The sequence below is a fragment of the Serratia sp. CC22-02 genome, from assembly GCF_900182895.1.
In the GTDB taxonomy this organism is placed as follows: domain Bacteria; phylum Pseudomonadota; class Gammaproteobacteria; order Enterobacterales; family Enterobacteriaceae; genus Serratia; species Serratia nevei.
In genome coordinates this window covers 104,923-131,104 of record NZ_FXUD01000004.1, presented here as the reverse complement: position 1 = coordinate 131,104, position 26,182 = coordinate 104,923, and the positions used below count along the sequence as shown (strand labels likewise).

The following is a 26,182-nucleotide window of genomic DNA, read 5'->3' as shown; positions in this document are numbered from 1 at the left end:
TCAATTTTAGTTTTACATACCCGTATGTATATTGCGCCGGCGTCGCCGACTGCCCCTTGGCGATGTCGTATGACAATATCTTCTCTGGACGCAAGCCTGAGGTTCTTCTCGTGCCTGATATGAAGCTTTTTGCTGGTAACGCCACCCCGGAACTAGCACAACGTATTGCCAACCGTTTGTACACCAGCCTTGGTGACGCCGCTGTAGGTCGTTTTAGCGACGGCGAAGTGAGCGTGCAAATCAACGAAAATGTACGCGGCGGTGATATTTTCATCATCCAGTCCACCTGTGCCCCGACCAACGACAACCTGATGGAACTGGTTGTGATGGTCGACGCCCTGCGTCGCGCCTCCGCAGGTCGTATTACCGCCGTTATCCCTTACTTCGGCTATGCCCGCCAGGATCGCCGCGTGCGTTCCGCGCGTGTGCCGATCACCGCCAAGGTGGTTGCCGATTTCCTCTCCAGCGTAGGGGTTGACCGCGTTCTGACGGTGGATCTGCATGCTGAGCAGATTCAAGGCTTCTTCGACGTACCGGTAGACAACGTGTTCGGCAGCCCGATCCTGCTGGAAGACATGCTGCAGCAGAACCTGGAAAACCCGATCGTGGTTTCCCCGGACATCGGCGGCGTAGTGCGTGCCCGCGCCATCGCCAAACTGCTGAACGACACCGACATGGCCATCATCGACAAACGCCGCCCGCGCGCGAACGTGTCTCAGGTGATGCACATCATCGGTGACGTGGCAGGCCGCGACTGCGTGCTGGTCGACGACATGATCGACACCGGCGGTACCTTGTGTAAAGCGGCTGAAGCGTTGAAAGAACGCGGTGCCAAGCGCGTATTCGCCTACGCGACGCACCCGATCTTCTCCGGCAACGCCGTGGACAACATCAAGAACTCGGTGATTGATGAAGTGATCGTCTGCGACACCATTCCGCTGTCGCCGGAAATCAAGGCACTGAAAAACGTTCGCACTCTGACCCTGTCCGGCATGCTGGCTGAAGCCATCCGCCGCATCAGCAACGAAGAGTCGATCTCTGCGATGTTCGAGCATTGATGCGTCGTCTTTCCGGTGCGGCGCCCACCGTGCCGGAAAGATAGCGTGCCCGACAGCAGAAAAAGAAAAACCCGTTGGTGCGTGAGCAACAACGGGTTTTCTACTCGTAGTCCAACATGACCTCAAACCTTAATGCACGGCAGATATTCCCTTGCCCTGCTCTCGCTTCCCTTCTGATTTTTTAATCAATGCGACGAACGATGTTGGTCGTTACGGCACCGTTTATCAAAGTGTTTTACCCACCAGTAGCGATCCGCCACTTGCTCGCGGCCGCCGATACGCGCGCCCACCAGCCACAACAGCGCGCCGACGAAGATACTCATGATGGCGCCGTGGGCGAAAAATTGCGGTAAATCGAACTGAGATACTTCAGCAATAATGGAGTATCCGACGCCGCCGATCATCACGACCAGGCCCAGCCCCATAAAAAAGTTGCCCATTCTGTCCGCGTTTCTACGTTTCATATGCCACCTCCATGATTGCCATGTGCCAACCGGGGTAACGCTGCAACTTGTTAACCCACTTTGATAAGTTAAGTATAGTCCTTGTGGCGGCAAGGGGATTGCGGAGGCGATCACAAATGGTAAAGAATTATTGACACTTCTTAACACGCCGCTGAAAATTAGCGGACAAATTGAATTATTCAGCTAATGAATCATTCGTCTTTCTTACCTACGGTGACGGCGGAGATCGGATTTTGTCATTCGCTGCCCCGGCAGGTAGACTAAGGCCCTTTCTATTACCCTGATCATAGCGAATCTCCCAGTGAGCAGTATTAAATTGATAGTCGGCCTGGCCAACCCGGGCGCGGAATATGCCCAGACGCGCCACAACGCCGGCGCCTGGTACGTCGATCTGCTGGCCCAGCGCCACAATCAGCAGTTGAAAGAAGAAAGCAAGTTCTTCGGCTACACCGCCCGCTTGAACCTGGCGGGCAACGACGTGCGCCTGCTGGTGCCGACCACCTTCATGAACCTGAGCGGCAAAGCGGTGCTGGCGATGGCCAACTTCTACCGCATCGAGCCGAACGAGATTTTGGTGGCGCACGACGAGCTGGATCTGCCGCCCGGCGTGGCAAAAATCAAGCTCGGCGGCGGCAACGGTGGCCACAACGGCCTGAAGGACATCCAGAACAAGTTCGGCAACAACCCGAACTTCTACCGCCTGCGCATCGGTATCGGCCATCCGGGCGACAAGAACAAAGTGGTGGGCTTCGTGCTCGGCAAACCGCCGGCCAGCGAGCAGAAGATGATTGACGAAGCGATCGACGAGTCGCTGCGCTGCACCGAGATGCTGATGAAGGACGGGCTGGAAAAAACCGTTCAGCGCCTGCACAGCTTCAAGGCGCAGGCCTGAACCTTGCCGCAGCGGGCGCCCTGCCCGCTGCCGGCTTCTAGCCGCGCGGGTTGAAGGTCTCCTCGCTCACGCGGCGGTCATCGGCGGTGAAGCCCTCTTCCGCCACGTAATACTGCGGATCGTCCAGCTCATGGCTGCAGAACGGCCCGGCGCGCTTGAGCAAGCGCACGCAGTCACCGCTCAGGTGGCGCAGCCGAATGCTTTTCCCCGCCGCCAGGTAACGTGCCGTCAGCTTATCGATCGCCTCTACGCCGCTGGAATCCATCACCCGGGTGCCGGCAAAATCCAGCACCACGTTCTGCGCATCGCTCTGCGGATCGAACAACTCGGCGAAAGCGGCAGCGGAGCCGAAGAACAGCGGGCCATCGAGCTGATACACCGCCACGTCGCCCGTCACCTGCCGCTGGCGCACGCGGATGCGCGCCTGCTGCCAGGCGAACACCAGCGCCGAGATAATCACCCCGCTGATCACCGCCACTGCCAGATCGGTAAAAATGGTGATCAGCGTGACGGCGATCATCACCAGCGCGTCCGCCTTCGGCATGCGGCGCAAACGGCGCAGCGAGCTCCACTCGAAGGTGTTGTAACACACTACCAGCATCACCCCAGCCAGCGCTGCCACCGGCAGCAGGCCGATATAGCGCGACAGGCTGACCACGAACAGAATCAGCAGGATGGCGCCCACCGTGCCGGAGAGGCGCCCGCGCCCGCCCGAGGTAAAGTTGATGATCGACTGGCCGATCATCGCGCAGCCGGCGAAGCAGCCGAACAGGCCGCACACCGCGTTACCGGCGCCCTGCGCGATGCTTTCGCGGTTGCCGTTCCCCTTCTTGCCGCCCATTTCATCCAGCACCGTCATGGTCAGCAGCGATTCAATCAAACCGACCAGGGCGATCACCACCGCATAGGGCAACACCACCCGCACCATCTCCAGAGTGAACGGCGCCGTCGGCAGGCTGAAGTGCGGCAGCGCGCCGGAAATGTCCGCCAGATCGCCCACCCGCAGCGTGTGCAGATTGAGGCCGATCGCCAACGCCGAAACCACCAGCAGCGCCGCCAGCGAAGACGGAATGGCCTTGGTCAGGCGCGGGAACAGCACCACCACCGCAATCGCCAGCGCCACCAGGCCGTACATCAGCGGCCCCTGCCCGGCGATCATCTTCAGCTGCGCCAGCATGATGACGATCGCCAAACCGTTGACGAAGCCGTGGATCGCCGGCAGCGGCACCAGACGAATGAACTTGCCCAACCGGAAGGCGCCAATCAGGATTTGAATCGCCCCGGCAAACAGCGTGGCCCACAGCACGTAGCCCATGCCGTACTGCGCCGCCAGGCTCATCAGCACCACCACAATGGAGCCGGCGGCGCCGGAAACCATGCCCGGCTTGCCGCCAAACAGCGCCGTGACCAGGCCGATGATAAACGCGGTATGCAAACCGACGATCGGCGAAAGACCGGCGACCAGCGAAAAGCCGACCGCCTCGGGGATCATCGAAACCGCCACCACAAAGCCCGCCAGGACTTCATTTTTAACGTCCGCGATCCTGACGTTACTCAGGTTAAACATGCATTATTCACTTATGACAGATGACATCATCTCCCCGCGTAGCGGGTATGAGGAGCCGCAAGGGGCGGCAGACTGCAGGCGGGCACAGCTCAGGGTGGCGTAGGCAAGAAATACATCCGGCGCGTTTCCTGTCGGTTAATCGGAACGGCCAGTATGGGTAAATGTGATCCAAATCTCAATCAAAAACCGGCCGCGGGCGCTGGGCTCGCCCCGGCCAAACAAGTCTGATCGAGATAAACGCCCATTACGTGTATAATGGCGGCATTATTTTGCCATTTATGCAGTCGATTAAACCTAACCGGCTGATAGTTAAGATATTTAAGGTGATTACAACATGGGATTCAAATGCGGTATCGTCGGCCTGCCTAACGTAGGCAAATCCACCCTGTTCAACGCGTTGACCAAAGCGGGCATTGAAGCAGCCAACTTCCCGTTCTGCACCATTGAACCGAACACCGGTGTGGTGCCGATGCCCGATCCGCGTCTGGATAAGCTGGCCGAGATCGTCAAGCCGCAGCGCATTCTGCCAACCACCATGGAATTCGTCGACATCGCCGGCCTGGTGAAAGGCGCCTCCAAGGGTGAAGGCCTGGGCAACCAGTTCCTGACCAACATCCGCGAAACCGAAGCCATCGGCCACGTGGTGCGCTGCTTCGAGAACGACAACATCATCCACGTCAACAACAAGGTCGATCCGGCCGAAGACATCGACGTGATCAACACCGAGCTGGCACTGTCTGACCTGGACACCTGCGAGCGCGCCATCCACCGCGTGCAGAAGAAAGCCAAAGGCGGCGACAAAGACGCCAAGGCCGAGCTGGCGGCGCTGGAGAAATGCCTGCCGCACCTGGAAAACGCCGGCATGCTGCGCGCGCTGGATCTGACCGCAGAAGACAAAGCGGCGATCAAATACCTGAGCTTCCTGACCCTGAAGCCGACCATGTACATCGCCAACGTCAACGAAGACGGCTTCGAGAACAACCCGTACCTGGACACCGTGCGTAAAATCGCCGACGCCGAAGGCTCCGTGGTAGTTGCCGTGTGCGCCGCCGTGGAATCCGACATCGCCGAGCTGGAAGACGAAGAGCGCGACGAGTTCATGGCCGAGCTGGGCCTGGAAGAGCCGGGCCTGAACCGCGTGATCCGCGCCGGTTATGAGCTGCTGAACCTGCAGACCTACTTCACCGCCGGCGTGAAAGAAGTACGCGCCTGGACCATCCCGGTCGGCGCCACCGCCCCGCAGGCAGCCGGCAAGATCCACACCGACTTCGAGAAAGGCTTTATCCGCGCGCAAACCATCGCCTTCGACGACTTCATCACCTACAAGGGTGAACAAGGCGCCAAAGAAGCCGGCAAAATGCGCTCAGAAGGTAAAGACTACATCGTCAAAGACGGCGACGTGATGAACTTCTTGTTCAACGTCTAAATAAAATTTGTCGTTCCATGAGGTTTCACTAAATCTCATTGGCATCATAAAATTCTATAAAATCCATGCAGTTGCGTGGATTTTTTTCATTGAGTCTCAGTCCAAACCATAGGATCGTCTACCTGTGTGGAGCCAGTTCAGTCGCAACGAGCTAGATCCCACAAGATAAACGAGGCATCAAATATTTCGGATCTTATTGATACATATAGGTGAACATAAAAAACTGAGGCTAATAAAATACCATCTAGATATGAGGGATCGAATGACCTTTTCGTACCTCTTATATCATAAACTTAGCTAATTTCCAAAGAATTATAGACCTAGAAAAAGCATGGGATTGGATATGAACTTTTGATATGAGCATAACTCTAGTTAAATTCATTATAACTCCATTTCTCTTATCTCTGTATTATTTTGTACTAAAGGGTGTTGTTCTGGGCATAGCGAATTCAAATAATCCACTATATTTACATCAAGCAGAGAAATAAACAAAGCATCACTCCAGTTATTATATAAATTTAACGGATGACTATATCTGGCTAATCTAGCATTTAAAAAAACCCGTACATCGTTACGTCTAGCTTTTTGTTCTTCAACAATGTTCTTAACCTTCCTCTTGCAAAAAACCTTTATCCGACTAACAACATTTAATGATTGCAGATGCAGCCGAACTCGTCCTAGATCTTCTTCAGTTAGAGATGAATCATATTTACAGGCTATATTAAAATTAAAAACACCCGCTGAATTTACAGTTGTAGTTATATTAAATCCAATCCTTGAAAGTAAATCATAATAAAAAGGGTGAAGATATTTACACATAAGCATATTAGAAGAGTAGTAAAAGTCTCCTTTGATTGGCGCACAATCTACACACTGAGGGACTAAATTATCAGGGTATATTGAATATTCTGCCCATTCATCTTTTGGGATAAAATGATCAAGTGTTGTCGGTGTTACGGGATTTCCACAATATGGACATGCAGTTAAAGAATGCTCAGTGCGCCGCGCTTTAATGAAAGCATCCAATTTTTTTGGTGAATAGTTGTAATAGTCGATAACCATTTTCTTCGCTGACCACAGAGACTTGTCTTTTGAACTATCTTCACTGCCTGCTGTGTATGTACTAGGAGATGGAACATTTTTGAATTCCAAAATTATTTGATCATAGTCTGCATATTTATTTTCCAGATCAATCCTCTGCTCTTCAAATTTTTCTGAATCTTTTCGCCTAGAATTTAATGCATATTCAATCCAATTATCAGTCTGAGCGGCTTTCATATTTGGCAAATGCTTCATTGCAATGGCTCCATAATTAATTCGTCATCTCCCCCCTGCATCTTTGATGTCAGGTAAATTAATGCCTCATCACCTATTTTATCTGACAATTCTTTTATAACAGACGCTTTATCATTCGAGCTCTCAAGAATATTATCTATTTCTACCTGAAAAGGCTTAACTGTTCTGTAATCATCAAAAACCTCTCCTATTATTTGGTCAAGGGACTCACCATATGTTTCGATTGAAGGTGGGTTAATTAATGTTTTACTACCTTTGTTTTTTAAAACTTTAACACATCCCCTCTTGATCTCTCTAGCCATTACAGCAGAATGTGTCGCAATAATTGCGTATGACGAATACACCTTTAGAATTCTCTTTAGCATCGAAATCAAAGCCACTTCCAGAGTCGGGTGTAAATATAGCTCTGGTTCATCTATTATAAGCAAACTTTCATCTGTGATTTCTGAAATAATTGAAGGAATCATGCATGAGAAAATAACTTGACCAGAGCTCAAATTAACTTTTTCGTCATTGAAAATGAAGGAAATACCTTTTGTCAGGTCAAGTTCATTTTCCGCAATATTAATTAAATCAATTTTTTCATTTGAAACCTCAACAAAATCCCCATTGACCTTATAAACTCCAAGCTTATCAAAACAAATTGCTGAAGATAGTGTATTTTTTAGCGTGTTAAATTTTTTTACTTCTCTCCACCAATCATTCCCATCTTGGATCAGAATACTCTTTAAAGCTTTAACTCCATATTGCTCAGGCGCATTTTTATCAAACACTCCATTTTTATTTTTAAAACCTATATATGCATAGTCGTTTACATCGAGTAGTTGTTCTGAATCAGTAATATCTTTAAAGTTATCTTTATATTTTTCCTTTAACTCCTCAACAATGTCATCCTTGAGTTTAAAGTCTTCAAAAGGAGAGTAAGCGACAACAACAATTTTATTTATATACGGCCTATTAATTGTATCCTTGATTCCAGTTAGCATATCAGCTAAGTGTTTAAGTATGTGTGTTTTACCAATTCCATTTTTTCCAATTAACAGGTTCACATTATCACTTGAATGAGAGTCACGTTCTGAATTGAAGAATGAAAATTCAAATGACTCAAAACCCTCAGAGAGAGAGTCAATAGATATTGACAAATCATTCTTTATTTTATAATGACCTAATGCAATTGAAGCACCTTGCATGAGAATAGCATCTTTACTCGAGCTATCACGAAAAAGTGCACCTGTATAACCTTCCCAAGTCTCATGAGTACTCTTCATTTGCTTAAGATAACTGGCATCACAAATTCCACGCAAATATAATCTTATCTCATTCTTCGTTGAAAAAACCTTATTGACAGCTTGATAAAAATCATTTTTTTCAGGTAGCGAAACCACATCACCTATATTTAAAACACTCGTAATATCAATTGTTTTATCATCCAATGCAATGCCATTTTCTTTAAAATGGCTTGCAGTATCTAAAAAATCTTTAGATAACACTCTAATATTACCAAGCCGATAAACCTCACTTTTATCGTTTTTATAATATACTGTAAAAAGCATTACATGACCAAAGTCATTCCAAGGATTCCCCCATCCTTTATCAATGTTGTCCTGCATTAAATATATTCCTGGCTTATCAGCAATATCTTTCCTTGTGCTAAAATAGAATTCCATTCCACCCCCAATTCAGTTAGAAGCCATTAAGCCTTACTATTATAAAGACACAAAACACATAGTCAATAATTAAATAGTACCATTTTCTTTTTTTATTTTTCAATCATAAAAACATACTAAAAAAATAAAAACCACGAGCAGCATATTTTATTATACGTATAATTTAAAATGCCTATCAAAACCACTGCTATTTAAGCCTTCTATGATTTCGTGCATCATAAAACTGAATATATATATGATGCACATCCAATTCTAATCTCGACATCCTGTCGCACAACGTTAAGCATCAACAGAAGCTATTGAATTTTTTCGCAAGAAAAAACCTCCTGTTATTAAATGGCGTTTTTTAAATTCATATCGAGAATTGGAATTAATTTAAGATACGAATCATAACTTTGTAATCAACCCAATATTAACCGCGAATGAATTCCTAATTAAGAAAATATCGTATTAATTAAAAGAAATTAGTTTTAACAGAATAGTGGATAAAATCACATATAAGGCCCCCATAAATTTCAACATACAGGCATTAACCACCTTAGATATACTGCGAAAATTTGAAAATGGTAAAATTACAAGATCCAGCCGTTAACTATCGCAGTAAAAATACAAAAAAGGCGAAAAATTAGCTTTCAATGCTGATGCTATTTCTTTAGTCTTGGTTTAACATTTCTGTCATTCCGTTCCTCGATATCCCCTACAAAGATTGTCGTTGTCTCTACGCTTGTCGTGGTCGGTGAAACCTTGTTTATCATTACCATCGTCCTGCTGGGCAAAGAGTATTAGGGCCAGATCAAATACTGGCTGCGGCAAAAGGTCTTTAAGCGAAAAGGCTAAGCGCTGATGACGGTTCGCGGTGGCGAATAGCGTTTGGCTGCCGCTGCAACGCCTGCCTGACAAGGCAGCGAGCACGGTCAATACCCAGAGAGTGACATTTGGAATGCAGACCGGGTGGTCTGCATTTTTTAAAGGTGCTCATGCCAATGGCAAGACGTTACGGCCCACGCGCCTACTCCCCTCCACGCCCCGGGGCTGATTTTGCTCTGCTTGCCAATCGAACCCATCAACTTCCCTCCCACACCGAAGGCCGATTCTCGCTGCGCCATTTCTCCCCCGCTGCCGTCCCCGGCAACGGGGGTTTCAAACCTTCGATAGTCCACAGTGAGAACGGCGTTTCGTCCACGTGCAGCTCCCAGCGCAGCCCGCGTGCGACGATGTAGGGTTGCAGGATGCGGGTGCAGGCCGCCAGGAATTGCTGCTGCTCCGCGTCGTTGTCCATGGCGCGCGCGATATGGTCGATGGTCACCCGCACAAAATCATCGGCCGGTTCGCCGCCGAGATACGCCGTACCGGGCGGCAGCGCGTGGAAGAACACGTTGACGTAGAAGCGCGGCAAAAAGTCCTGGTACAGGGCAGTGACCTTCTGCGCAATCGCGCGTTTATCGGCGGCGCTGAAGGCCGGTTCAGGGTGGTAAATCTGCCACAGTGGCATCGCGTTATCTCCTCGGTAAAGCTGCGGGGTATCGACAATCGTTCTGGCCGGCAGCCTGTGTCAAACAAAACTCCAATAATAAGAGTAATAACTCCAATCATTGAAGTGATCAAGCCGAGGCGATAAAATTATCCGCATTAGGGCGGCAAACGGAGGCAAGGCAACGTGAAAGCAAAAGGGTTTGAAGGTATGACGTGCTCGGTGGCCCACGTGCTGTCGGCATTGGGCGATCGCTGGGGCGCGATTCTCATGCGCGATCTGTTGCTGGGGCTCTCGCGCTATGACGATCTGCGCCAATCGACCGGCATCACCAACAACACGTTGGCCGATCGGCTCAAGGCGCTGGAAGGCAGCGGCCTTATCGAAAAGCGGCAATACCAGACGCGCCCCGATCGCTACGAGTATCTTCCGACGGAGAAGGGAAAAGATCTCGGGCTGCTGGTGATGGCGATGATCCAGATTGGCGACAAGTGGAACCTGTCCGAGCTGGCCGGGCCGCCGCTGCGCGTGGTCGACCGTGCGACCGGCCACCCCGCCACCCTGCGCGTGGTCGATGCCGTGACCGGCGAATCGCTGCCGCCGCAAAACCTGGCGCTGGCCGCCGGGCCCGGCGCCGACGAGATAACGCGATGGCGGCTGGCCGTCGGCAAAACCCGCTAACGGTGCGCTACAACAGCGCAATCATCTTCAGCAGTTCGACCCGATTGCGGATGCCGAACTTTTTGCCGGCGTTATTGAGGTGCGAATAAACGGTTTTCGGGTGCAGGTTAAGCCGCCGAGCGGTCAGGCGGATATCTTCGGTGCGGGCGGTTTCACACAGCACTGCCGCCTCGCCAGGCGTGATTGCCGCCCCCCGCTGCCGGTTCACCACGTGCCGTTCGCTCGTCTCCTGGCGGGCCAGCGTTGCGCAGGTCTCTCGCACCACCTGCAGCGCTTCCCGTTTGTGCAAAATCGCATCCGGCTGCGCCGCAGCGATAAACGCCAGGATCAGCGGTGAAGTCTTATCGATGAAGAACAGTAACCGGACGTCTTTATATTCACTGCGTGAATATTTAATGAATTTTAAATACGCCTCGAACCGGTAAATCTCCTGGGGAAACTCCATAATAATTAAATCAGGCGCCGGGCTTATATTTTTAATGATGTTCATATTGGGTGAGGATAAGGTTATCACCCCACCGCCCAATAATGTTTTCATGCCCAGCCGGCACAGCGATGAACCATCGATATAAATCACTCTCACTTTAATTCTCCTTATCAGCATGGACGCATGCTTCCACACCTCAGGCGGCTTGTCGCTGCTCTTTTTTGGGGTAATTCGCCTGCAAAGCACACCGATATAAAACATCTTGATAACATGTTTTTCAAATAATCACGCAACCGTCAGCACGTTGATTAATACGCAAAAAAGGCATGAATGTTTCAAATTATTTCAATCACAAAAACTGGCGATCCAATAAAATCGCAACGTAATGATATAGATCTATTTTCTATTTTGTATGATATAAGCACAAATGAAAAAAAATGTAACAGCAGGCCTTCTCGTCTTATTGCCTTATTCAAAACACCTATAGGGAAAATTCTTAGTTTGTTAGGATGAAAATCCATGTTTGCCGACGAGTTTAAAAAACAATTGCGCAACATGATTAACCCACAACCGCACGTCAGTAATTTATTACTGTCAGGAAAGCTTTTCTCTAAAGTAAATTAAAGGGCATTTCACATGAATGTTAAATTAGTCGCATTATCCATGCTGGCTCTCTCCGGCGCCTGTGCGGCCGCTTCGTCCAATACGGTGCAATTTAAAGGCGAAGTCAGCACGCAAACCTGCTCGGTGAATATTAACGGCAACCAATCCAACCCGGTCGTTCTGCTGCCGACCGTCGCCGCCAGCAAACTCGCCACCAAAGGCGCCACCGCCGGCGACACCACCTTCACCGTCAACGTGACCGGCTGTGCGGCCGCAACCAGCGATACGGCGATCAAAACCGTGCTGGCGGGCAACAACCCAACCACCAACGGCAACCTGGGCAACGCGGGCGATGCGGCCAAAGTGTCCATTCAACTGCTGGACAGCGACGCCACCACGCCGCTGTCGTTCGCCAGCGGTTCGACCGTCACCACGTCGGCGATGACGCTGGCCAAAGACGCCACCTCCACCTCGCAGAACCTGGTGGCCCGCTACTACGCGGAAGACACCGGCGTGGCGGCCGGTTCGGTGATCGCCACCGCACAGTTCGCCATTAGCTACAAATAAGCCGGCGTCAGGCGCCATACCTGTTGATGCCAGCGCCGCCCTTCGCCGGGCGGCGCTGAATGACTCGCTCCCTTTATCGGTTCACGTTTATGCCGCAGATAACCCGCTCCGCCCGCCGATGGGCCGCCCTGTCGCTTTGCCTGATGAGTTTTGCCGCTACCCACGCGTCGGCCAGCGTGACGCTGCTCGGCAACCGCGTGATCTACCCCGCCGAGGCGCGGGAAAAAACGCTGCAGTTCACCAACGACGACGGCACCCCGGCGCTGATGCAGATCTGGCTCGACATCAATAACCCCAAATCCACGCCGGAAAACGCCGATGCGCCCTTTGTCGCCTCGCCGCAAATCTTCCGCATGAATCCGCACAGCGGGCAGATGGTGCGGCTGTCGTTCGTCGGCCAGCCGCTGCCGCGCGATCGCGAATCGCTGTTCTACCTCAACTTCCTGCAGGTGCCCGCCGTGCGCCAGACGGACAGCGACAAGAACAAACTGCTGCTGGTGGTCACCAATCGGCTGAAGGTGTTCTATCGCCCCACCGGGCTGGCCGGCGACGCCAACCACGTCATCGATCGGCTCAGCCTGCGCCAGGCCGGTAACGCGCTGCGCGTCGACAACCCGACCGGCTACTACGCCAACGTCAGCCAGGCCGCGATCCTGAGCGGCGCGAAGCGCATCACCATCCCGCAGGCGGATCTGATCCCGCCGTTTTCGCAGGCCAGTTGGCCGGTGAACGGGGAGGTGCGGCAGGTCGCACTGCGCGTCATCAATGACTATGGGGTGGAAATCTCACGCACCCTGGACGTCGCGCGCTGAAACCAGACAGGGAGGTTTTCATGTTCGATGTCCGCAAGGCGACGCCGCTGCCTGCGCGCTGGTGTTGCGCGCTGCTGGCGCTGCCGCTGGGCTGCGCCGCCGCCGACGGCTATACCTTCGATCCCGCGCTGCTGCGCGGCAGCGTGCTGAGCAACAGCGCGCTGAGCCAGTTCAACCAACAGGACGCCGTTGCTCCCGGCAGCTATCAGCTCGATCTGTACCTCAACGGCCAGTTTCTCGAGCGCGACCAAATTCGCTTCGTGCGCGCAGGCCAGCAGGTGCTGCCCTGTTTCGATCGGCCGCAGCTGGCGCGCTTCGGGCTGAAAAATCCGCCGGCGGCCGCCGAAGCAGAATGCCTGCTGCCCGGTCGGGATCTCAAGGACATCGCGGTGAACGCGGACATTTCGCGGCTGCGGCTGGATCTGAGCATTCCGCAGGCGCTGTTGAACGGCCAGCCGCGCGGCAGCGTCAATCCCGCCAGCCTGGACAGCGGCGAATCGATGGCCTTCGTCAATTACAACCTCAACCAGTACCACGTCAGTTATCGACAGGGGCAAACCCGCGATCTCGACTCGACCTACGCCAACCTGAACGGCGGGTTCAACCTCGGGCTATGGCGCTACCGCCAGCAGTCCAGCTACCGCTACGATCGGGAGTTCGGCGGCCACCTGGACACCAGCCGCCGCTACGTCCAGCGCGCAATTTTGCCCTGGCGCAGCGAAATGCTGTTGGGCGAAGGCTTTACCGACGGGCACTTCTTCTCCGGCCTGGGATTTCGCGGTATTCAGCTCAGTTCGGACGACCGCATGCTGCCGGATTCGCAGCGCGGCTATGCGCCGGTGGTACGCGGCGTGGCGAAAAGCAACGCGCGCGTGACGGTGCTGCAGGGCAAAAGCACGCTGTATGAAACCACCGTCGCGCCGGGGCCGTTCGCCATCAACGATCTGTACGCCACCAACTACGCCGGCGATCTCACCGTGGTGGTGACGGAAGCCGACGGCAGCGTCAGTACCTTCACCGTGCCGTTCGCCGCGGTGCCGGAATCCATCCGCCCCGGTCAGTCGCGCTACTCCGCGATCGTCGGCCGTTCCCGCTACGTCGGCGACAACGATCTGTTCAGCGAAGTGACCTGGCAGCACGGCCTGACCAACGCCCTGACCTTCAACCTCGGCAACCAGCTGGCGGACGGTTATCAGGCGATGATGCTGGGCGGCGTGTACAGCAGCTGGCTGGGCGCCTTCGGCATGGACACCACCTATTCCCACGCCAGCCTGCCGGACGGCGGCGCCTCCGGCTGGATGCTGCACCTCTCTTACAGCCGAACCTTCAGCCCGACGGACACCACCTTATCCATCGCCGGCTACCGCTACTCCACCGAAGGCTTTCGCGATCTCAGCGACGTGCTCGGCGTACGGCGCGCCGCCACTACCGGCCAAAACTGGCAGTCCGACTCCTACCGCCAGCGTTCGCGCTTCGAGGTCGCCGTCAATCAGGGGATGGGGACGTTCGGCAGCCTGACGATGTCCGGCTCGACTCAGGACTACCGCGATCAGCGCGGCCGCGACAATCAGCTCCAGCTGGGCTGGGGAAAAACCTTCGGCAACGGCGTGGCGCTTAACCTCTCCGTCACCCGCACCCGCAGCCTGGGCTACAGCAACGGCGACTACCGCGGCTACGGGCCGCTGGATAACGTCTACAGCGCGCCGCTGGCGCAGAACGCGCAGACCGTCACCGCCCTGTCGCTGAGCTTCCCGCTCGGCCGTTCGTCATCCGCCCCCAGCGTCTCGCTGTTGGCCAACCACAGCCAAGGCCAGGGCGGCAACTATCAGGCTGCGCTATCGGGCAGCGTCGGCGACGAACAGCCGGTCAGCTACGGCCTGAACTTCACCACCGATGACGATCGCCAACAAAGCATCTGGGGCGGCAACCTGCAAACCCGTCTGCCTTACGCCAACGTCACCGGCTCGTTCTCCACCGCGCGCCAGTACCGACAAGGCTCCCTGTCGCTGCAGGGGGCGGTGGTGGCGCACCGCGGCGGCGTGACATTAGGGCCGTATGTCGGCGATACCTTCGCCCTGATCGAGGCGCCCGGCGCCAGCGGCGCACGGGTGATGGACGGCCAGGGTGCGCGCGTCGATCGCTTCGGCTACGCCCTGGCACCGTCGCTGGTGCCCTATCACTACAACACCGTCGCGCTGAATCCCGAGGGCATGAACGACAAAGCGGAACTGGAAGACGGCCAGCGGCGCGTGGCTCCTTATGCCGGTGCCACGGTGCGCCTGCACTTCAACACCGTGCGCGGCCAGGCGCTGCTGATCACCGCGCAGCGGCCCGATAACGCACCGATCCCGATGGGCGCCAACGTCCTTGACGCGGCAGGCAACAGCGTGGGCATGGTCGGCCAGGCCAATCAGGTGTATCTGCGCAGCGACCGGAATGCCGGTGCGCTGACGCTGAACTGGGGCGACGCCCCCGGCCAGCAGTGCACGCTGCATTATCGCCTGCCCGCCGGGGAAGACGGCCCGATTCAACGGCTCAGCGCCCCGTGCCGCTAGCCCGTTAAACTTATTTTCAGGAGAGACGATGAAACGCATTTTTTACCCGATCGCCGCCCTGGCGCTGCTCGCCCTGTCGCTGTTCGGCGCGCCCGCCGCGCTGGCGCAATGCACCCGGGTCGCCCCCTGGATCGATTCCGGTTGCGATCCCTGCGGGGTGGGCACGGCGCTGGGCCGGGTCAATTTGACCAGCACTTACCTGCAGCCCGTCGGCACGCCGCTCGGCACCAGCGTGTTCGACTTCACCTCCGGCACACGCTATCCCGATCCCAACAAGGTGTTGTATGAATGCGACGCCGGCGACGCGGGGCAGATCTATGAAGTCTTCGCCACCAACGGCGACGATCGCGTCGGCGGCTATTACGATCTGGGCGCCCAGGACGGCAATCCCAACTACTACGCCACCTACTTCCCCTACGTCGGCATCCGCCTGACCCATCTGGATTCCGGCAAGGTTTTTACCCGCTACTGGCAGTCGGCGCCGATTACCCGCTACGCCACCGTCGGCAGCAAAATTCAGATCCGGGTGAAAGACTTCAGCGCCATCCGTGCCGATTTGATCCGCATCAGCTCGCTGCCGGGCGCGGGTGCCAGCAACTACTGCGGCTACAGCGCCGGCAACCCGCTGGTGGGCATGGCCTCGACCACTGGCAATTCGAACTATACCTGCACGCAGCCGAACGGCTATGTCACCTTTCAGGGGCCCGGCATCGCCTCGGATCCTATCGGCAGCGACTCCGCCACCAACTACGCCACCTGGGGCACCGGGCGCTGGAACGCGATGGGCATGGGCACCGCACCCATCTCCTCCTTGACCTATACCGCCACCTGCGTGGCGCGCAACGTCACGCCGCTGGTGATCCTGCCGACCATTTCCGTCAGCCAGCTGACCGCCGGGCAAACCTCTCAGGCGCAGTTCACCATCAATATCGAATGCGACAACGCCGCCGTGTCCGGCGTCAGCAGCAACAATACCGCCCTCGGCCTGCAGGTACCGTATGAAAGCTATGTCGCGGCGCAGCAGCTCGGGCTGGTCAGCGCCAACGGCGGCGTGAGCTACCTGCTCTCCAGCGGCTACGGCACCGACAGCAGCGTCGCCACCGGCGTGGGCATCGCACTCGCCAACGCCGGCAACGGCGCGCCGATGAACTTCGTCGGCTGGGCGCGTTGCAGCGCCGGGCAATGCCCGCAGGGCAACGACGCCGGCTGGTACCCGGTGCTCAACGGCGCCAGCGGCGGCGGCAGCACCGCGGCGGGGTTTACCCACTACACCACCCAGCTCACCGCCACGCTTGCCCGGCTGCCCGGGCAAACCGTCACCGCCGGCAAAGTGGACGCCAGGGCCTACGTCTGGGTTAAGGTGCAATAATGATGAGAAAGAAATATCTGACAATGGGATGCGCCCTGCTGCTGGCGCTGGCGGCCATGGGCGCGCAGGCGGGCATCATCGCCTCCGCCACCCGGGTGATTTTCCGCGAGGGTGACACGGAAAAAACCCTGATGTTGCTCAACACCAACGGCTATCCGATCGTGGCGCAAACCTGGGTCGATAACGGCGACGTCAATGCCGCCCCCGAACTGTCGCGCGCGCCGTTTGTCACCCTGCCCAGCGTATTCGCCCTGCCGCCTTCGGCGCTGAAAGGGCTGCGGATCCTGTTTGCCGGCGCGGCCCTGCCCACCGACAGGGAGTCGGTGTTCTGGCTTAACCTGTATGAGATCCCGCCCAGCCAGCCGACCACGCCGCCGCTGGCGTCGCGCGTGACGCTGGCGATGAACACGCAGATGAAAATCTTCTACCGCCCCAAAGCGCTAAAGGGAAACGCCGAAAACGCGGCCGAGGCCGTCTCGTTCTCGCTGCAAAAATCGCCGGGCGGCTATCTGCTGCGCTGCCACAACCGGTCGGCGTTTTATCTCTCCTTCGCCCGCATAAGCGTACACATAGGAAAACGTGATTACCCGGTGCGGCAAGAAAGCGACATGATGACCGCGCCGTTCAGCATGCGGGATTATCACCTCGACGGCGTTGCGGCGCCGACACTCCCTTCACAGATCACCGTTCAGGCCACCCTCATCAACGACCAGGGCCAACAGATCGTCAAGTCATACACAGCAAACCCATAACGATAAAAAGCAGCACATTTTTTAAGTACAGGAAATAGGGAAAAATGAGTCTAAGCAGATTCCAGCTACAGTTTCACCTGGAGAAACAGGCCAACAACATCAGGCAGTCACCGGGATTTCACGCCGCCATCGTCAAACACGGGGAGTTGTTGAAAGAGACCTACAAGAAGCATCCGCTGTTTTACAAAATCATCTTCAGGAACAGCCGGTTCATCATTTGTTCCACCATCCTGTCCATTTACTACCACCAGCCCGCCGCCGGGCTGAAAGACATCAAAGCCTTTTTTAAAGGAAAGAACATGATCAGCGAGAACTCCCTGGACTCCTTTCTGTTCTTTTTGCGGGTCGGCCGCCGGCTGGAGGTCAAACCCTGCGAACATGACAAACGCCAGTTGCGCTATAAGCCTACGCCGCACGCGCTGGCGGAAACCCAGGCGCTGATCGCCTCCATGGCGCGGCCCTATCAGGCGCTGGCGCCACAGATGCCCATCGCGGCGCTGCTGGCGGCGCCCGACTTTCTGCCCACCTTTTTCGCCGCTTACGGGCAGCTGATGCTCAAGGAGATCTACCTGATCGATCTGGTGCCGCAATCCGGACTGTTTATCAGCAAGGACGCCGGCCACATGGTGCTGCTGATGCTGCATATCGAAAGCATCCGGCAGGACTCCCCCTTTCTGCTGCTCTCCTCGGCGAAAATCGCCAAGTCGTGCTCCGTCTCACGCGCGCACGTAAACCGCATCCTGCAGGCGGCGGAAAAATCGGGCCTGCTGACCACCACCAATAACGTAGTGATCGAACTCAACAGCTCGTTCTTTATCATGGCAGAGCGCTATTTCAGCCTCTATTTCGCGATGGTCGAATTCGGGCTTGAACGGGTTTGGCACACGCCGCAGGCCGCCGAGCCTCGCTGAGCCGTTTTACCGCTCCCGCAGCACCTTATCGATCAGCCCCCAGGCCGCCGCTTCGTCGGCGGTCATGAAGCGATCGCGATCCAACGCCTGCTCTACCGCTTCCTCACTCAGGCCGCAATGTTGGGCGTACAGCCGGATCACCCGGTCTTTGGTGCGCTTCATCTCTTCGGCGTGGATCAAGATGTCGGAGGCCTGCCCCTGAAAGCCGCCCAGCGGCTGGTGCACGTGCAGGCTGGCGTTGGGCAGCGCCATGCGGTGCCCCGGCTCGCCGGCCATCAGCAGGAACGAACCCATCGAACGCGCGGTGCCCATGCACAGGGTATGCACCGGCGCGCGCAGGTACTGCATGGTGTCGTAAATCGCCAGCCCGCTGGTGATCGCCCCACCCGGCGAGTTGATGTACAGATGGATCGGTTTTTCCGGGTTTTCCGCCTCCAGAAACAGCAGCTGGGCGCACAGCATTTCAGCCACGTCGTCGTTGACTTCACCGTTGAGGAACACGATCCGATCGCGCAGCAGGCGCGAATAAATATCAAAGGAGCGTTCTCCCCGGCTGGTCTGTTCCACCACCATCGGGACGAGCATCATCTTCTCACGCATCGGTGAACTCCTGGGTTGGCAACAAAGGGAAGTGTGTTTAACGCGTCAGGCGGCGCGCATCACCGTCGTCGGGCCGTCGTTGGCGGCGTCAAGCTGGTGAATAATCCGCAGCAGGCTGCCGCCGCCGGCATCCGGCACAATCTGCAGCGTCACCACGCTTTCGCGGAACGGCGGTTGGTCGTCGCGCAGGCGGTAGCTCACCGCCTCGCCCGGCGTGGTGGCCAGCGGTTCGGCCTGCGCCAGATCCCCCGTCGGCAGCCACTGCTCGCGCAGCTCGGGAATGCTGAGCGCCCGCCACACTTTTTCCGGCGGCGCATCGAGCGAATATTCCAACACCAGCCGATCGCGCGGCGGTTGCTCAGCCCGTTTGTTCATTGATCCATGTCCTTCAGTAAGGTTTGCAGCGCGTCGATGCGCGCCGGCCACCAGGCGCGATACTTCGTCAGCCACTGGGCGATCTGCGCCAGCCCGTCCGGGTCGACCTGATAATTGACGCAGCGCCCCTGCTTCGCCTCGCGCACCAGCCCGGCATTGCGCAGCACCGCCAGGTGTTGCGACATTGCCGACTGGCTGATGGGCAGCCCTTCGCGCAGCGCGCTGGCGTTCATGCTGCCGGCGGCGAGTTTGTCGAAGATGGTGCGGCGGGTCGGATCGGCCAACGCTTTGAAGATGTCATTTTCGTTCATATAAACACATTAGTGTTCACTTATGTATTATGCAAACGCAGACGTGGATTTTTTACACAAGCGAGACTCCGCGCCGGAGCGCGGAGCCGATAGAGGAGAGATTACAGCGGCTTATTGCAAGCGGGCGTGGTCAGCGCGGGTTGCCCGGCCGGTGCCCCTTCCTGCGCTTCCAGCGCGAGGCGCGCCAGCGGCATGTCTTCGTGGTAGCGCGCCTCGGCGTTCAGGGTCTTCGAGTAGCGGTTGTACTTCCACCAGGCGTATCCCAGGAACACCACCAACCCGCCGACGTTATAGAACACGATGGTCATGATGCTGGCGCCGGTCGGGAACGTCGAAGCGAAGAAACCGACGGTGAAGATGGCGATCAGCACGCTGACGATGGCGATGCCCTGCAGGCGCGAGCCCATTTTGAAATCGCGCGCCACCCGGTCGTACTTCAGCCGCAGATTCAGGTAGGCCAGCATGATGAACAGCGGCGGCAACATCGAGGCGGCGGCGGTCATGTTGATCAGCGTGTTCATCAAATCCTGCACGCTGCTGGAACCCAACGTCGGGATCAGCATCAGCGGGATGACGATGAAGAACTGGATCCAGGCCGCGCGCGTCGGCACGCCGTGCCGGTTCAGCCGAATGGTTTTCTCGCCGAAAATGCCCTTCGGGATCTCAGTGAAGAAAATCTTCACCGGCGCCGCCGTCCACATCAGCAGCGAGCCGAACATGGCGGTGAAGGAAACGATGCCGACAAAGCGGTTCATCAGCACCGTCGGCAGGCCGAAGTGCGCCGACAGGCCTTCGAACACCTGAACCGTGCCGCCGGTAAAGTGCAGATCGGTGCGGTGCACGAATACGTTAATCAGCAGCGAAGACACCGAATACAGCACGCCGATGAACAGCCCGGAAACGATGATCACCTTCACAAAGGCGCGGCTGCCGCCTTTCACATCGTTCACGTACACTGCCACGGACTCCGCCCCGCCCGCCGCCTGGAAGATCCAGGCGGTAATGCCGAGGAACGCCCAGTTGAAGTTCGGGGTCATCGCCTGCACGTTGATCGGGTCGGCCGGCTCGATGCCGCCCAGCACCGCTGCGCCCGCCAGAACGATGTAGGAAAACGTCAGCAGCAGCATCAGCGACGAAGTGACGGAGGTCATCGGCCCCAGCAGTTTTGCGCCGCTGTTGGAGATGTAGGTCGAGAAGGCGAACAGGAAGATGCTGATGATCGCCGTGGTCAGCGGGGTAAACACATAGTCATAGCCCAGGAACGCGTAAGAAGCGTAGGCAATGACGCGCGGCAGCAGCGCGGTAAAAAAGAACAGGTTTACGAACCAATAGGTGTAGGCGGTGATAAACGCCCAGCGCCCGCCGAGCGCGCTTTTCACCCAGGCATAAACGCCGGCCTCGGAGTTGCGGTTGAGCGAGACGAATTCGGCGATGATCAGGCAAAAGGGAATGAAGTAAATGATCGTCGCCACCAGGAACACCGGCGACGAGGCGATGCCGAGCTGAATATTGTTGTTAATCACGTTGTTGAAACTGAACACTGCCGCAAACGTCATCGACAGCAGACCAAACTTGCCGATGGTGTTTCTGTTCGACGCAGCCATAGAGATTCTCCGAATGGTGTAGGGGACTTCGGTTTGTTGTTATCGATCGGCGAGCGCGCTATTTATTGACGAAATAGCTGTCTTCCACCGTCACTTTTAAAATGACTTTTTTTACCTTGCCGCTTTCTGCGAAGCGGTGAGCCTGGTGGTTTTCGAAGATCACCACGTTGCCTTTGCCGACCCGGCGCCTCTCGCCTTCGCCGCTGAAAAACTCGCGGTCGGTTTCGTCCTGATAGGGCGCCACCGTCGTCAGCGCCCGTTTGTCGGCAACCTCGACGGTCTCTTCCCCGTCGAGGTAATAGTGCACGTCGAAGTAACGGCGGTTGCCCTCCAGCCAGCCGTGCTGGCGGCCGGCGCCGACGCTCAGCCGATACGTCAGCGAGTCGCCGATCGAATGGCACACGTTTGGGCTGATGCGCTCGACATTGGCGATCGCTTCCATGCAGCGCAGCCACTTCTTGCCGCTGTGATAAATGCGCTGGAACTCCGCCAGGGATTCGAGAATGATCATACGTTTTCCTCCGCAGACTGCGGGTGATGATGAGCGGGCGCGAAGTCATAACCGGCGAGCGCGGCACCCTGCGTTTGCCGCCCGTCGAACGGCACCAGTGTGAAGCCGTAGCTGAACGGCGCCAGATAGACCCGGTGGGTATCCAGCACTTCGGAGCCCCAGGAGTTGGAGCCGAGGCCGAGGATCTGGTCGTCCAGGTTCAGCGTCAGGCAGTCGCTCGGTTCCAGCTCGTTGATGTGTTGGGCCTGGTGCAGCATCTCGACGCTGTAAGGCCACAGGCTGAAGTTGATCGGCCGCCGCGGTTGGATGAAGATCCCCTTGCCCGCCGCGTCCTGCAGGCTCAGCCAGCGCACGTCCTGCCGGTTGCCGTTGTCCTGCGGGAACGGATAGTGTTCGAACAGCGCCTCGGCGCGCTGCCGGTAGTGGCCGATGAGGTTGGCTCGGCAGCTGTCGCGGTAGTTCTCGCCCGGCCCGCGGCCGTAGTATTCCACCTGCACGAAGCGGCGACTGATGCCGAAATCGAGACCGATTTTCGGGATAATCTGCCGGAAATCGCCATAAGGCTCACCGGACAGATCCAGGCTGACGTAGCCCTGCGGGGAGATGCGCCAGCGGTAGGTGCAGCGCATGCCGAAGTCGAACACCGGCGGCGCAATCAGGCTGTGCACCTCGAGCAGCAGATCTTCGCCCTGCCATTGCCGGCTGAGGCGGCGGAAGTGCTGCTGCATGATGGGGAAATGTTGCGGCAGCCAAATCCCCTCATATTCCTGTTTATGGTTATCGATCACCGGTTTGAAGAAGGTGATGCGCGGCGCGCGCCCCACCATTTCTTCATCGTCTACCCGCCACGACAGCAGTTCGCCGCTCAGCAGCGAGAACGCCAGCTGGAACCGGCCGCCGCTGACGAGCAGCTGATGATTCTCCTCGCGGCATTGCAGCGCCGGCGCATCGGCCAACGGTGGAGCCGGTCGCCGCGTCGCCGCCTGGCGCAGATGCTGATAATGCCCCAGCCGCTGGCCGCTCTCGCTGTAGCGGGTGGCGCTGTCCTTATGCACCGCCACGTCGATCAGCGTTTCCCCCTGCCCCAGCGCCAACACCGGCAGATGCATGTCTTCGCTCTCACCCGGCTGCAGATGCGGCAGCTTGAATTCGTAACTTGCCACCTGGCGGCCGTCGGTCTTGACGCTGACCTTCAGCGTGATATCCGCCAGCGAGCTGAACCAATAGCGGTTTTTCACCCGCAGCACGTCACCCGCCCCCTCTTCCGCCGTCACCTCCACCGGGCACAGCACCTGCTGGTATTCACGCAGGCCGGGGCCGGGGCGCTGGTCCGGATAGATCAGGCCGTCCATGCAGAAGTTGTAGTTGTTCGGGTAGTCGCCGTAATCGCCGCCGTACTGGTAGCGCTCGCGCCCCTGCGCGTCGTGGCTCAGCAGCCCGTGATCGCACCACTCCCAGATGTAGTGCCCCTGCAAACTGGCGTGACGGTTGAACACCGACTGGTATTCGAACAGCCCGCCGGGGCCATTGCCCATCGCGTGGGCGTACTCGCACAGGATGCGCGGTTTGGGGTGCGGGTATTCGCCGAAGGCGTTCATCATCGCCACGCGGGAATACATGGTGCTGATCACGTCGGTCACTTCGGCGTCGCGATCTTCTTCATAGTGGATCAGACGGCTCGGATCGAGCGCTTTGCAGCGCCGGGCCATGGCGCGAATGTTGCAGCCGTAGCCGGACTCGTTGCCCAGCGACCAGATGATGATCGACGGGTGGTTTTTCTGCGCCGCCACGTGGCGCTCGATGCGCTCGACGTAGGCCTGTTCCCAGCGAGGATCGTCGGTGATGCGGCTCAGATCGCCGACGTTGGCGAAGCCGTGGCTTTCCAAATCGGTCTCCGCCATCACGAACAGGCCATAGAGATCGCACAGCTCGTAAAAGCGCGGATCGTTGGGGTAATGGGCGGTGCGCACCGAGTTGATGTTGTGCTGCTTCATCAGCACGATGTCACGCTCCACCCGCGCCATATCGACGGCGCGTCCTTTGCGGTGATCGTGATCGTGGCGGTTGACGCCGTGCAGCTTGAGGTAGCGCCCGTTGACGTACATCAGCCCGTCGCGCACCGCGATCTCGCGGAAACCCACCCGCTGCGGCACCACGCCCAGCAGGTTGCCGGCGCCGTCATACAGGCTGAGCAACAGCTGATACAGATAGGGATTTTCCGCATTCCACTGCTGCGGTCGGCTGACCGGCAGTTCGAAACGGCAGCTCAGCGCCTGCTCGATGCGCAGATCGTCGCGCCACTGCTCCGCCACGCAGCGATCGCCGTCGAACAGCTGCGCCTGCAGGCGGCAGCCCTCGGCGGCCTGCACACCGAGATGGCGCAGCTCGGCATCGATCGCCAACTGCGCGTCGCAATAGCGCTCATCAAAGGTGGTGACCAGCGTCAGGTCGTGAAGGTGAGTGGCGCTCTGGCCGATCAGATAGACATCGCGGAAGATGCCGGCCATCCACCACATGTCCTGATCTTCGATGTAGGTGGAATCGGCCCACTGCATCACCCGCACCGACAGCAGGTTCTCGCCCTGCCGCACATAGGGGCTGATGTCGAACTCGGCGCACAGCCGGCTGCCCTTGCTGAAGCCGACATAGTCGCCGTTAACGTACACCTCGAAGTAGGTTTCCACGCCGTCGAATTTGATCAGCACCTGCTGATCTTGCCAGCCGGCGTCGAGCGTAAAGGGGCGCTGATAGGCGCCGGTGGGGTTGTTGGTCGGCACGTAAGGCACGTCGATCGGGAACGGGAAGCCCTCGTCGGTGTACTGCAGATGGCCGTGCCCTTCCAGCTGCCACATGCCCGGCACCGCCATATCGCCCCAGTCGTTCATCGGCTCCCGATAAAACGCCGCCGGCACCTGCGCCGGGTGCTCGAAGAAGCGAAAACGCCAGCGGCCGCTCAGCAGCTGGAAGCGCCGGCTGGCGTTGCGATCGAAGCTCAGCGCCTGCCCGGCGTCCGCGTAGCTGAAGAAGCTCGCGCGCGGTGCCAACCGGTGCTCCGACTGTTTTTCAATGTTTTCCCAATTATTCACGTCACGTCTCCCGACACCTGTGCAATGCGGAAACGATAGTAAATATTTAGTAAAAACTACAGTTGATATTTACCAAATGACGACAGGATCACAATAAATCTCAAATGCCTTTTTTTATCATGACGTTAATTTTGGGCGCCAACGCAACGCCCCGCCGAGGCGGGGCCGGTCAGGCGACGGTGGTGTCGCGCAGCTGCAGCGAGCTGGGAACGAAGATCGACAACGGGACGGCGCGCTCATCGCGCAGCCGCTCCGCCAGCAGGTTGACGGCCTGTGCGCCCATGGTTTCCGAAGGGATGCGCACCGTGGACAAGGCGGGGAAAATAAAGCGGGCGGTGGGAATGTCGTTGACGCTGATCAGCGCGATCTGCCCCGGCACCTGAATGCCGTGTTCGTGCAGCGCACGCAGCACGCCGATCGCGATCGAATCGGTCGCCACCAGCAGCGCCGGCGGATAGCCATTCTTGCTCTGCAACATCGCTTTGGCGCACTGGTAGCCCGACTGGCTGCTGAAATCACCGTGGTAAATGTCCTGCGCTCGCACCACGTTTTGCTGCCGGCCATACTCGACGAACGCCTGCTCGCGCTGGTCGATGCCGGCCGGATCGTCGCGCCCGCCGATAAAGCCGATGCGCTGATAGCCGCGGCCGATGAAGTAGTCGATCACCTTGCGGCTGATCTTGTACAGGTCGACATTGACGCAGTCGAACCGCTCATCCTCCACCACGCCGTCGATGAATACGACCGGCGTTTCCTGCTGCCTGAGCTGCTCATACAGCGCGGGCTGTGGCCGGCCGATCACCAGCAGGCCGTCGGCCGCCGGCAGCGCCTTGTCGCCGTTGAAGTCATATCCGGCGCTCAGCGCCACGCCCAGCTTTTCGCACTGCGTTTCGATGCCGTAGCGCATCGCCAGGTAATAGGGATCGTTGATCTCCACGCCCTGCGTATAGGTGAACAGCGCGGCGAAATGCAGGCGTTGCCCGCTTTGCCGTTTGGAAGGTGCAACCTTGTATTCGAGGCGCTCCGCCGCTTCCAGGATCTTCTGGCGGGTTTGCGCCTTCACGCTCAGGGTGGGGTCGTCATTCAACACGCGCGAAACGGTGGCGACGGACACATTAGCGGCTTCAGCAATTTCCTTCAGTGTGGCCATAGAGTCCCAATGCACAGACGAAAAACG

General features: G+C 56.9%; 23 protein-coding genes. 10 read left to right on the top strand and 13 right to left on the bottom strand.

From position 1 onward, the window contains the following. Positions 1 to 110 precede the first annotated feature (110 nt). The gene (gene prs, locus QOL81_RS15230) at positions 111 to 1,058 is read left to right on the top strand and encodes a ribose-phosphate diphosphokinase (RefSeq protein WP_004941061.1); all 948 of its coding nucleotides are present in this window, start codon (positions 111 to 113) and stop codon (positions 1,056 to 1,058) included. A gap of 185 nt (positions 1,059 to 1,243) precedes the next feature. Here the strand turns inward: prs and ychH are convergent, their stop codons facing one another. Then, positions 1,244 to 1,522 (bottom strand): stress-induced protein YchH, encoded by a 279-nt coding sequence (ychH, locus tag QOL81_RS15225; RefSeq protein ID WP_025160276.1) that lies wholly within the window; start codon positions 1,520 to 1,522, stop codon positions 1,244 to 1,246. A gap of 301 nt (positions 1,523 to 1,823) precedes the next feature. Between ychH and pth the strand changes: the two genes are divergently transcribed. After that, the gene (gene pth, locus QOL81_RS15220) at positions 1,824 to 2,414 is read left to right on the top strand and encodes an aminoacyl-tRNA hydrolase (protein ID WP_004941053.1); all 591 of its coding nucleotides are present in this window, start codon (positions 1,824 to 1,826) and stop codon (positions 2,412 to 2,414) included. 37 nt (positions 2,415 to 2,451) lie between these two features. On the opposite strand, the gene QOL81_RS15215 is transcribed toward pth, so the two are convergent. Then, positions 2,452 to 3,981 carry a SulP family inorganic anion transporter gene (locus QOL81_RS15215; protein ID WP_070914791.1) on the bottom strand — a complete coding sequence of 510 codons (1,530 nt, stop codon included), beginning with the start codon at positions 3,979 to 3,981 and terminating at the stop codon, positions 2,452 to 2,454. Between the two features lie 334 nt (positions 3,982 to 4,315). Between QOL81_RS15215 and ychF the strand changes: the two genes are divergently transcribed. Further along, complete coding sequence (gene ychF / locus QOL81_RS15210) at positions 4,316 to 5,407, top strand: redox-regulated ATPase YchF (RefSeq protein ID WP_004941048.1); 1,092 nt, start codon at positions 4,316 to 4,318, stop codon at positions 5,405 to 5,407. A gap of 381 nt (positions 5,408 to 5,788) precedes the next feature. Here ychF and QOL81_RS15205 read toward each other — a convergent pair whose 3' ends face one another. From QOL81_RS15205 to QOL81_RS15195, 3 genes are all read right to left on the bottom strand, one after another. Further along, entirely contained in the window at positions 5,789 to 6,703 is a 915-nt protein-coding gene (locus tag QOL81_RS15205; protein WP_197757596.1) for an HNH endonuclease, read from the bottom strand. Further along, positions 6,700 to 8,370: an AAA family ATPase gene (locus QOL81_RS15200; protein ID WP_197757595.1), complete on the bottom strand. Its 1,671-nt coding sequence runs from the start codon at positions 8,368 to 8,370 to the stop codon at positions 6,700 to 6,702. Before QOL81_RS15200 ends, QOL81_RS15205 begins: the two co-directional genes overlap by 4 nt. Positions 8,371 to 9,433: 1,063 nt before the next feature. Continuing rightward, positions 9,434 to 9,862, bottom strand: coding sequence for a tautomerase family protein (locus tag QOL81_RS15195; protein WP_197757594.1), 429 nt, complete (start codon positions 9,860 to 9,862; stop codon positions 9,434 to 9,436). 189 nt (positions 9,863 to 10,051) lie between these two features. Between QOL81_RS15195 and QOL81_RS15190 the strand changes: the two genes are divergently transcribed. Then, complete coding sequence (locus QOL81_RS15190; RefSeq protein ID WP_208523541.1) at positions 10,052 to 10,522, top strand: winged helix-turn-helix transcriptional regulator; 471 nt, start codon at positions 10,052 to 10,054, stop codon at positions 10,520 to 10,522. A 7-nt stretch (positions 10,523 to 10,529) separates the two neighbouring features. Here QOL81_RS15190 and QOL81_RS15185 read toward each other — a convergent pair whose 3' ends face one another. Next, a complete protein-coding gene (locus QOL81_RS15185; protein ID WP_283439909.1) occupies positions 10,530 to 11,210 on the bottom strand; it encodes a helix-turn-helix domain-containing protein in 681 nt (226 codons plus the stop codon). A 375-nt stretch (positions 11,211 to 11,585) separates the two neighbouring features. On the opposite strand from QOL81_RS15185, the gene QOL81_RS15180 reads away from it, so the two are divergent. Genes QOL81_RS15180 through QOL81_RS15155 form a run of 6 tightly spaced genes read left to right on the top strand, consistent with a single transcriptional unit; the run spans position 11,586 to position 18,518 of the window. Continuing rightward, positions 11,586 to 12,119, top strand: coding sequence for a fimbrial protein (locus QOL81_RS15180; RefSeq protein WP_015377562.1), 534 nt, complete (start codon positions 11,586 to 11,588; stop codon positions 12,117 to 12,119). A gap of 59 nt (positions 12,120 to 12,178) precedes the next feature. Next, positions 12,179 to 12,931, top strand: coding sequence for a fimbrial biogenesis chaperone (locus QOL81_RS15175; RefSeq protein WP_230458157.1), 753 nt, complete (start codon positions 12,179 to 12,181; stop codon positions 12,929 to 12,931). A 20-nt stretch (positions 12,932 to 12,951) separates the two neighbouring features. Further along, positions 12,952 to 15,486, top strand: a complete 2,535-nt coding sequence (locus QOL81_RS15170; RefSeq protein WP_197757593.1) for a fimbria/pilus outer membrane usher protein — start codon at positions 12,952 to 12,954, stop codon at positions 15,484 to 15,486. Positions 15,487 to 15,514: 28 nt separating this feature from the next. Then, positions 15,515 to 16,855 (top strand): fimbrial protein, encoded by a 1,341-nt coding sequence (locus tag QOL81_RS15165; protein WP_060419392.1) that lies wholly within the window; start codon positions 15,515 to 15,517, stop codon positions 16,853 to 16,855. After that, positions 16,855 to 17,607: a fimbrial biogenesis chaperone gene (locus tag QOL81_RS15160; RefSeq protein WP_227818413.1), complete on the top strand. Its 753-nt coding sequence runs from the start codon at positions 16,855 to 16,857 to the stop codon at positions 17,605 to 17,607. Before QOL81_RS15165 ends, QOL81_RS15160 begins: the two co-directional genes overlap by 1 nt. Before the next feature lie 44 nt (positions 17,608 to 17,651). Then, a complete protein-coding gene (locus QOL81_RS15155; protein ID WP_060419394.1) occupies positions 17,652 to 18,518 on the top strand; it encodes a hypothetical protein in 867 nt (288 codons plus the stop codon). A gap of 6 nt (positions 18,519 to 18,524) precedes the next feature. Here the strand turns inward: QOL81_RS15155 and QOL81_RS15150 are convergent, their stop codons facing one another. The 7 genes from QOL81_RS15150 to ebgR form a co-directional block, all read right to left on the bottom strand. Further along, on the bottom strand, positions 18,525 to 19,118 hold the full coding sequence (locus tag QOL81_RS15150; RefSeq protein ID WP_180548442.1) for an ATP-dependent Clp protease proteolytic subunit: 594 nt from the start codon (positions 19,116 to 19,118) through the stop codon (positions 18,525 to 18,527). A 45-nt stretch (positions 19,119 to 19,163) separates the two neighbouring features. Further along, positions 19,164 to 19,493 carry an SRPBCC family protein gene (locus QOL81_RS15145; protein ID WP_087762347.1) on the bottom strand — a complete coding sequence of 110 codons (330 nt, stop codon included), beginning with the start codon at positions 19,491 to 19,493 and terminating at the stop codon, positions 19,164 to 19,166. Continuing rightward, the gene (locus QOL81_RS15140) at positions 19,490 to 19,804 is read right to left on the bottom strand and encodes an ArsR/SmtB family transcription factor (RefSeq protein WP_084826381.1); all 315 of its coding nucleotides are present in this window, start codon (positions 19,802 to 19,804) and stop codon (positions 19,490 to 19,492) included. The genes QOL81_RS15145 and QOL81_RS15140 overlap by 4 nt, the downstream gene beginning before the upstream one ends. 101 nt (positions 19,805 to 19,905) lie before the next feature. Further along, positions 19,906 to 21,408: an amino acid permease gene (locus QOL81_RS15135; RefSeq protein WP_049202532.1), complete on the bottom strand. Its 1,503-nt coding sequence runs from the start codon at positions 21,406 to 21,408 to the stop codon at positions 19,906 to 19,908. Between the two features lie 58 nt (positions 21,409 to 21,466). Next, positions 21,467 to 21,919, bottom strand: coding sequence for a beta-galactosidase subunit beta (locus tag QOL81_RS15130; protein WP_055312129.1), 453 nt, complete (start codon positions 21,917 to 21,919; stop codon positions 21,467 to 21,469). Next, positions 21,916 to 25,005, bottom strand: coding sequence for a beta-galactosidase subunit alpha (gene ebgA, locus QOL81_RS15125; protein WP_283439908.1), 3,090 nt, complete (start codon positions 25,003 to 25,005; stop codon positions 21,916 to 21,918). Before ebgA ends, QOL81_RS15130 begins: the two co-directional genes overlap by 4 nt. Positions 25,006 to 25,174: 169 nt before the next feature. Continuing rightward, the gene (gene ebgR, locus QOL81_RS15120; RefSeq protein ID WP_049202529.1) at positions 25,175 to 26,155 is read right to left on the bottom strand and encodes a transcriptional regulator EbgR; all 981 of its coding nucleotides are present in this window, start codon (positions 26,153 to 26,155) and stop codon (positions 25,175 to 25,177) included. Positions 26,156 to 26,182 lie beyond the last annotated feature (27 nt).

Coding starts and splice junctions, on each gene's coding strand:
- QOL81_RS15135 (WP_049202532.1), bottom strand. CDS start 21,408: ATGGCTGCGTCGAACAGAAACACCATCGGCAAGTTTGGTCTGCTGTCG.
- QOL81_RS15185 (WP_283439909.1), bottom strand. CDS start 11,210: ATGTTTTATATCGGTGTGCTTTGCAGGCGAATTACCCCAAAAAAGAGC.
- QOL81_RS15190 (WP_208523541.1), top strand. CDS start 10,052: ATGACGTGCTCGGTGGCCCACGTGCTGTCGGCATTGGGCGATCGCTGG.
- ebgR (WP_049202529.1), bottom strand. CDS start 26,155: ATGGCCACACTGAAGGAAATTGCTGAAGCCGCTAATGTGTCCGTCGCC.
- QOL81_RS15140 (WP_084826381.1), bottom strand. CDS start 19,804: ATGAACGAAAATGACATCTTCAAAGCGTTGGCCGATCCGACCCGCCGC.
- QOL81_RS15195 (WP_197757594.1), bottom strand. CDS start 9,862: ATGCCACTGTGGCAGATTTACCACCCTGAACCGGCCTTCAGCGCCGCC.
- QOL81_RS15145 (WP_087762347.1), bottom strand. CDS start 19,493: ATGAACAAACGGGCTGAGCAACCGCCGCGCGATCGGCTGGTGTTGGAA.
- ychH (WP_025160276.1), bottom strand. CDS start 1,522: ATGAAACGTAGAAACGCGGACAGAATGGGCAACTTTTTTATGGGGCTG.
- ychF (WP_004941048.1), top strand. CDS start 4,316: ATGGGATTCAAATGCGGTATCGTCGGCCTGCCTAACGTAGGCAAATCC.
- QOL81_RS15205 (WP_197757596.1), bottom strand. CDS start 6,703: ATGAAGCATTTGCCAAATATGAAAGCCGCTCAGACTGATAATTGGATT.
- QOL81_RS15215 (WP_070914791.1), bottom strand. CDS start 3,981: ATGTTTAACCTGAGTAACGTCAGGATCGCGGACGTTAAAAATGAAGTC.
- QOL81_RS15130 (WP_055312129.1), bottom strand. CDS start 21,919: ATGATCATTCTCGAATCCCTGGCGGAGTTCCAGCGCATTTATCACAGC.
- QOL81_RS15165 (WP_060419392.1), top strand. CDS start 15,515: ATGAAACGCATTTTTTACCCGATCGCCGCCCTGGCGCTGCTCGCCCTG.
- QOL81_RS15155 (WP_060419394.1), top strand. CDS start 17,652: ATGAGTCTAAGCAGATTCCAGCTACAGTTTCACCTGGAGAAACAGGCC.
- QOL81_RS15170 (WP_197757593.1), top strand. CDS start 12,952: ATGTTCGATGTCCGCAAGGCGACGCCGCTGCCTGCGCGCTGGTGTTGC.
- QOL81_RS15160 (WP_227818413.1), top strand. CDS start 16,855: ATGATGAGAAAGAAATATCTGACAATGGGATGCGCCCTGCTGCTGGCG.
- QOL81_RS15175 (WP_230458157.1), top strand. CDS start 12,179: ATGACTCGCTCCCTTTATCGGTTCACGTTTATGCCGCAGATAACCCGC.
- QOL81_RS15150 (WP_180548442.1), bottom strand. CDS start 19,118: ATGCGTGAGAAGATGATGCTCGTCCCGATGGTGGTGGAACAGACCAGC.
- QOL81_RS15180 (WP_015377562.1), top strand. CDS start 11,586: ATGAATGTTAAATTAGTCGCATTATCCATGCTGGCTCTCTCCGGCGCC.
- QOL81_RS15200 (WP_197757595.1), bottom strand. CDS start 8,370: ATGGAATTCTATTTTAGCACAAGGAAAGATATTGCTGATAAGCCAGGA.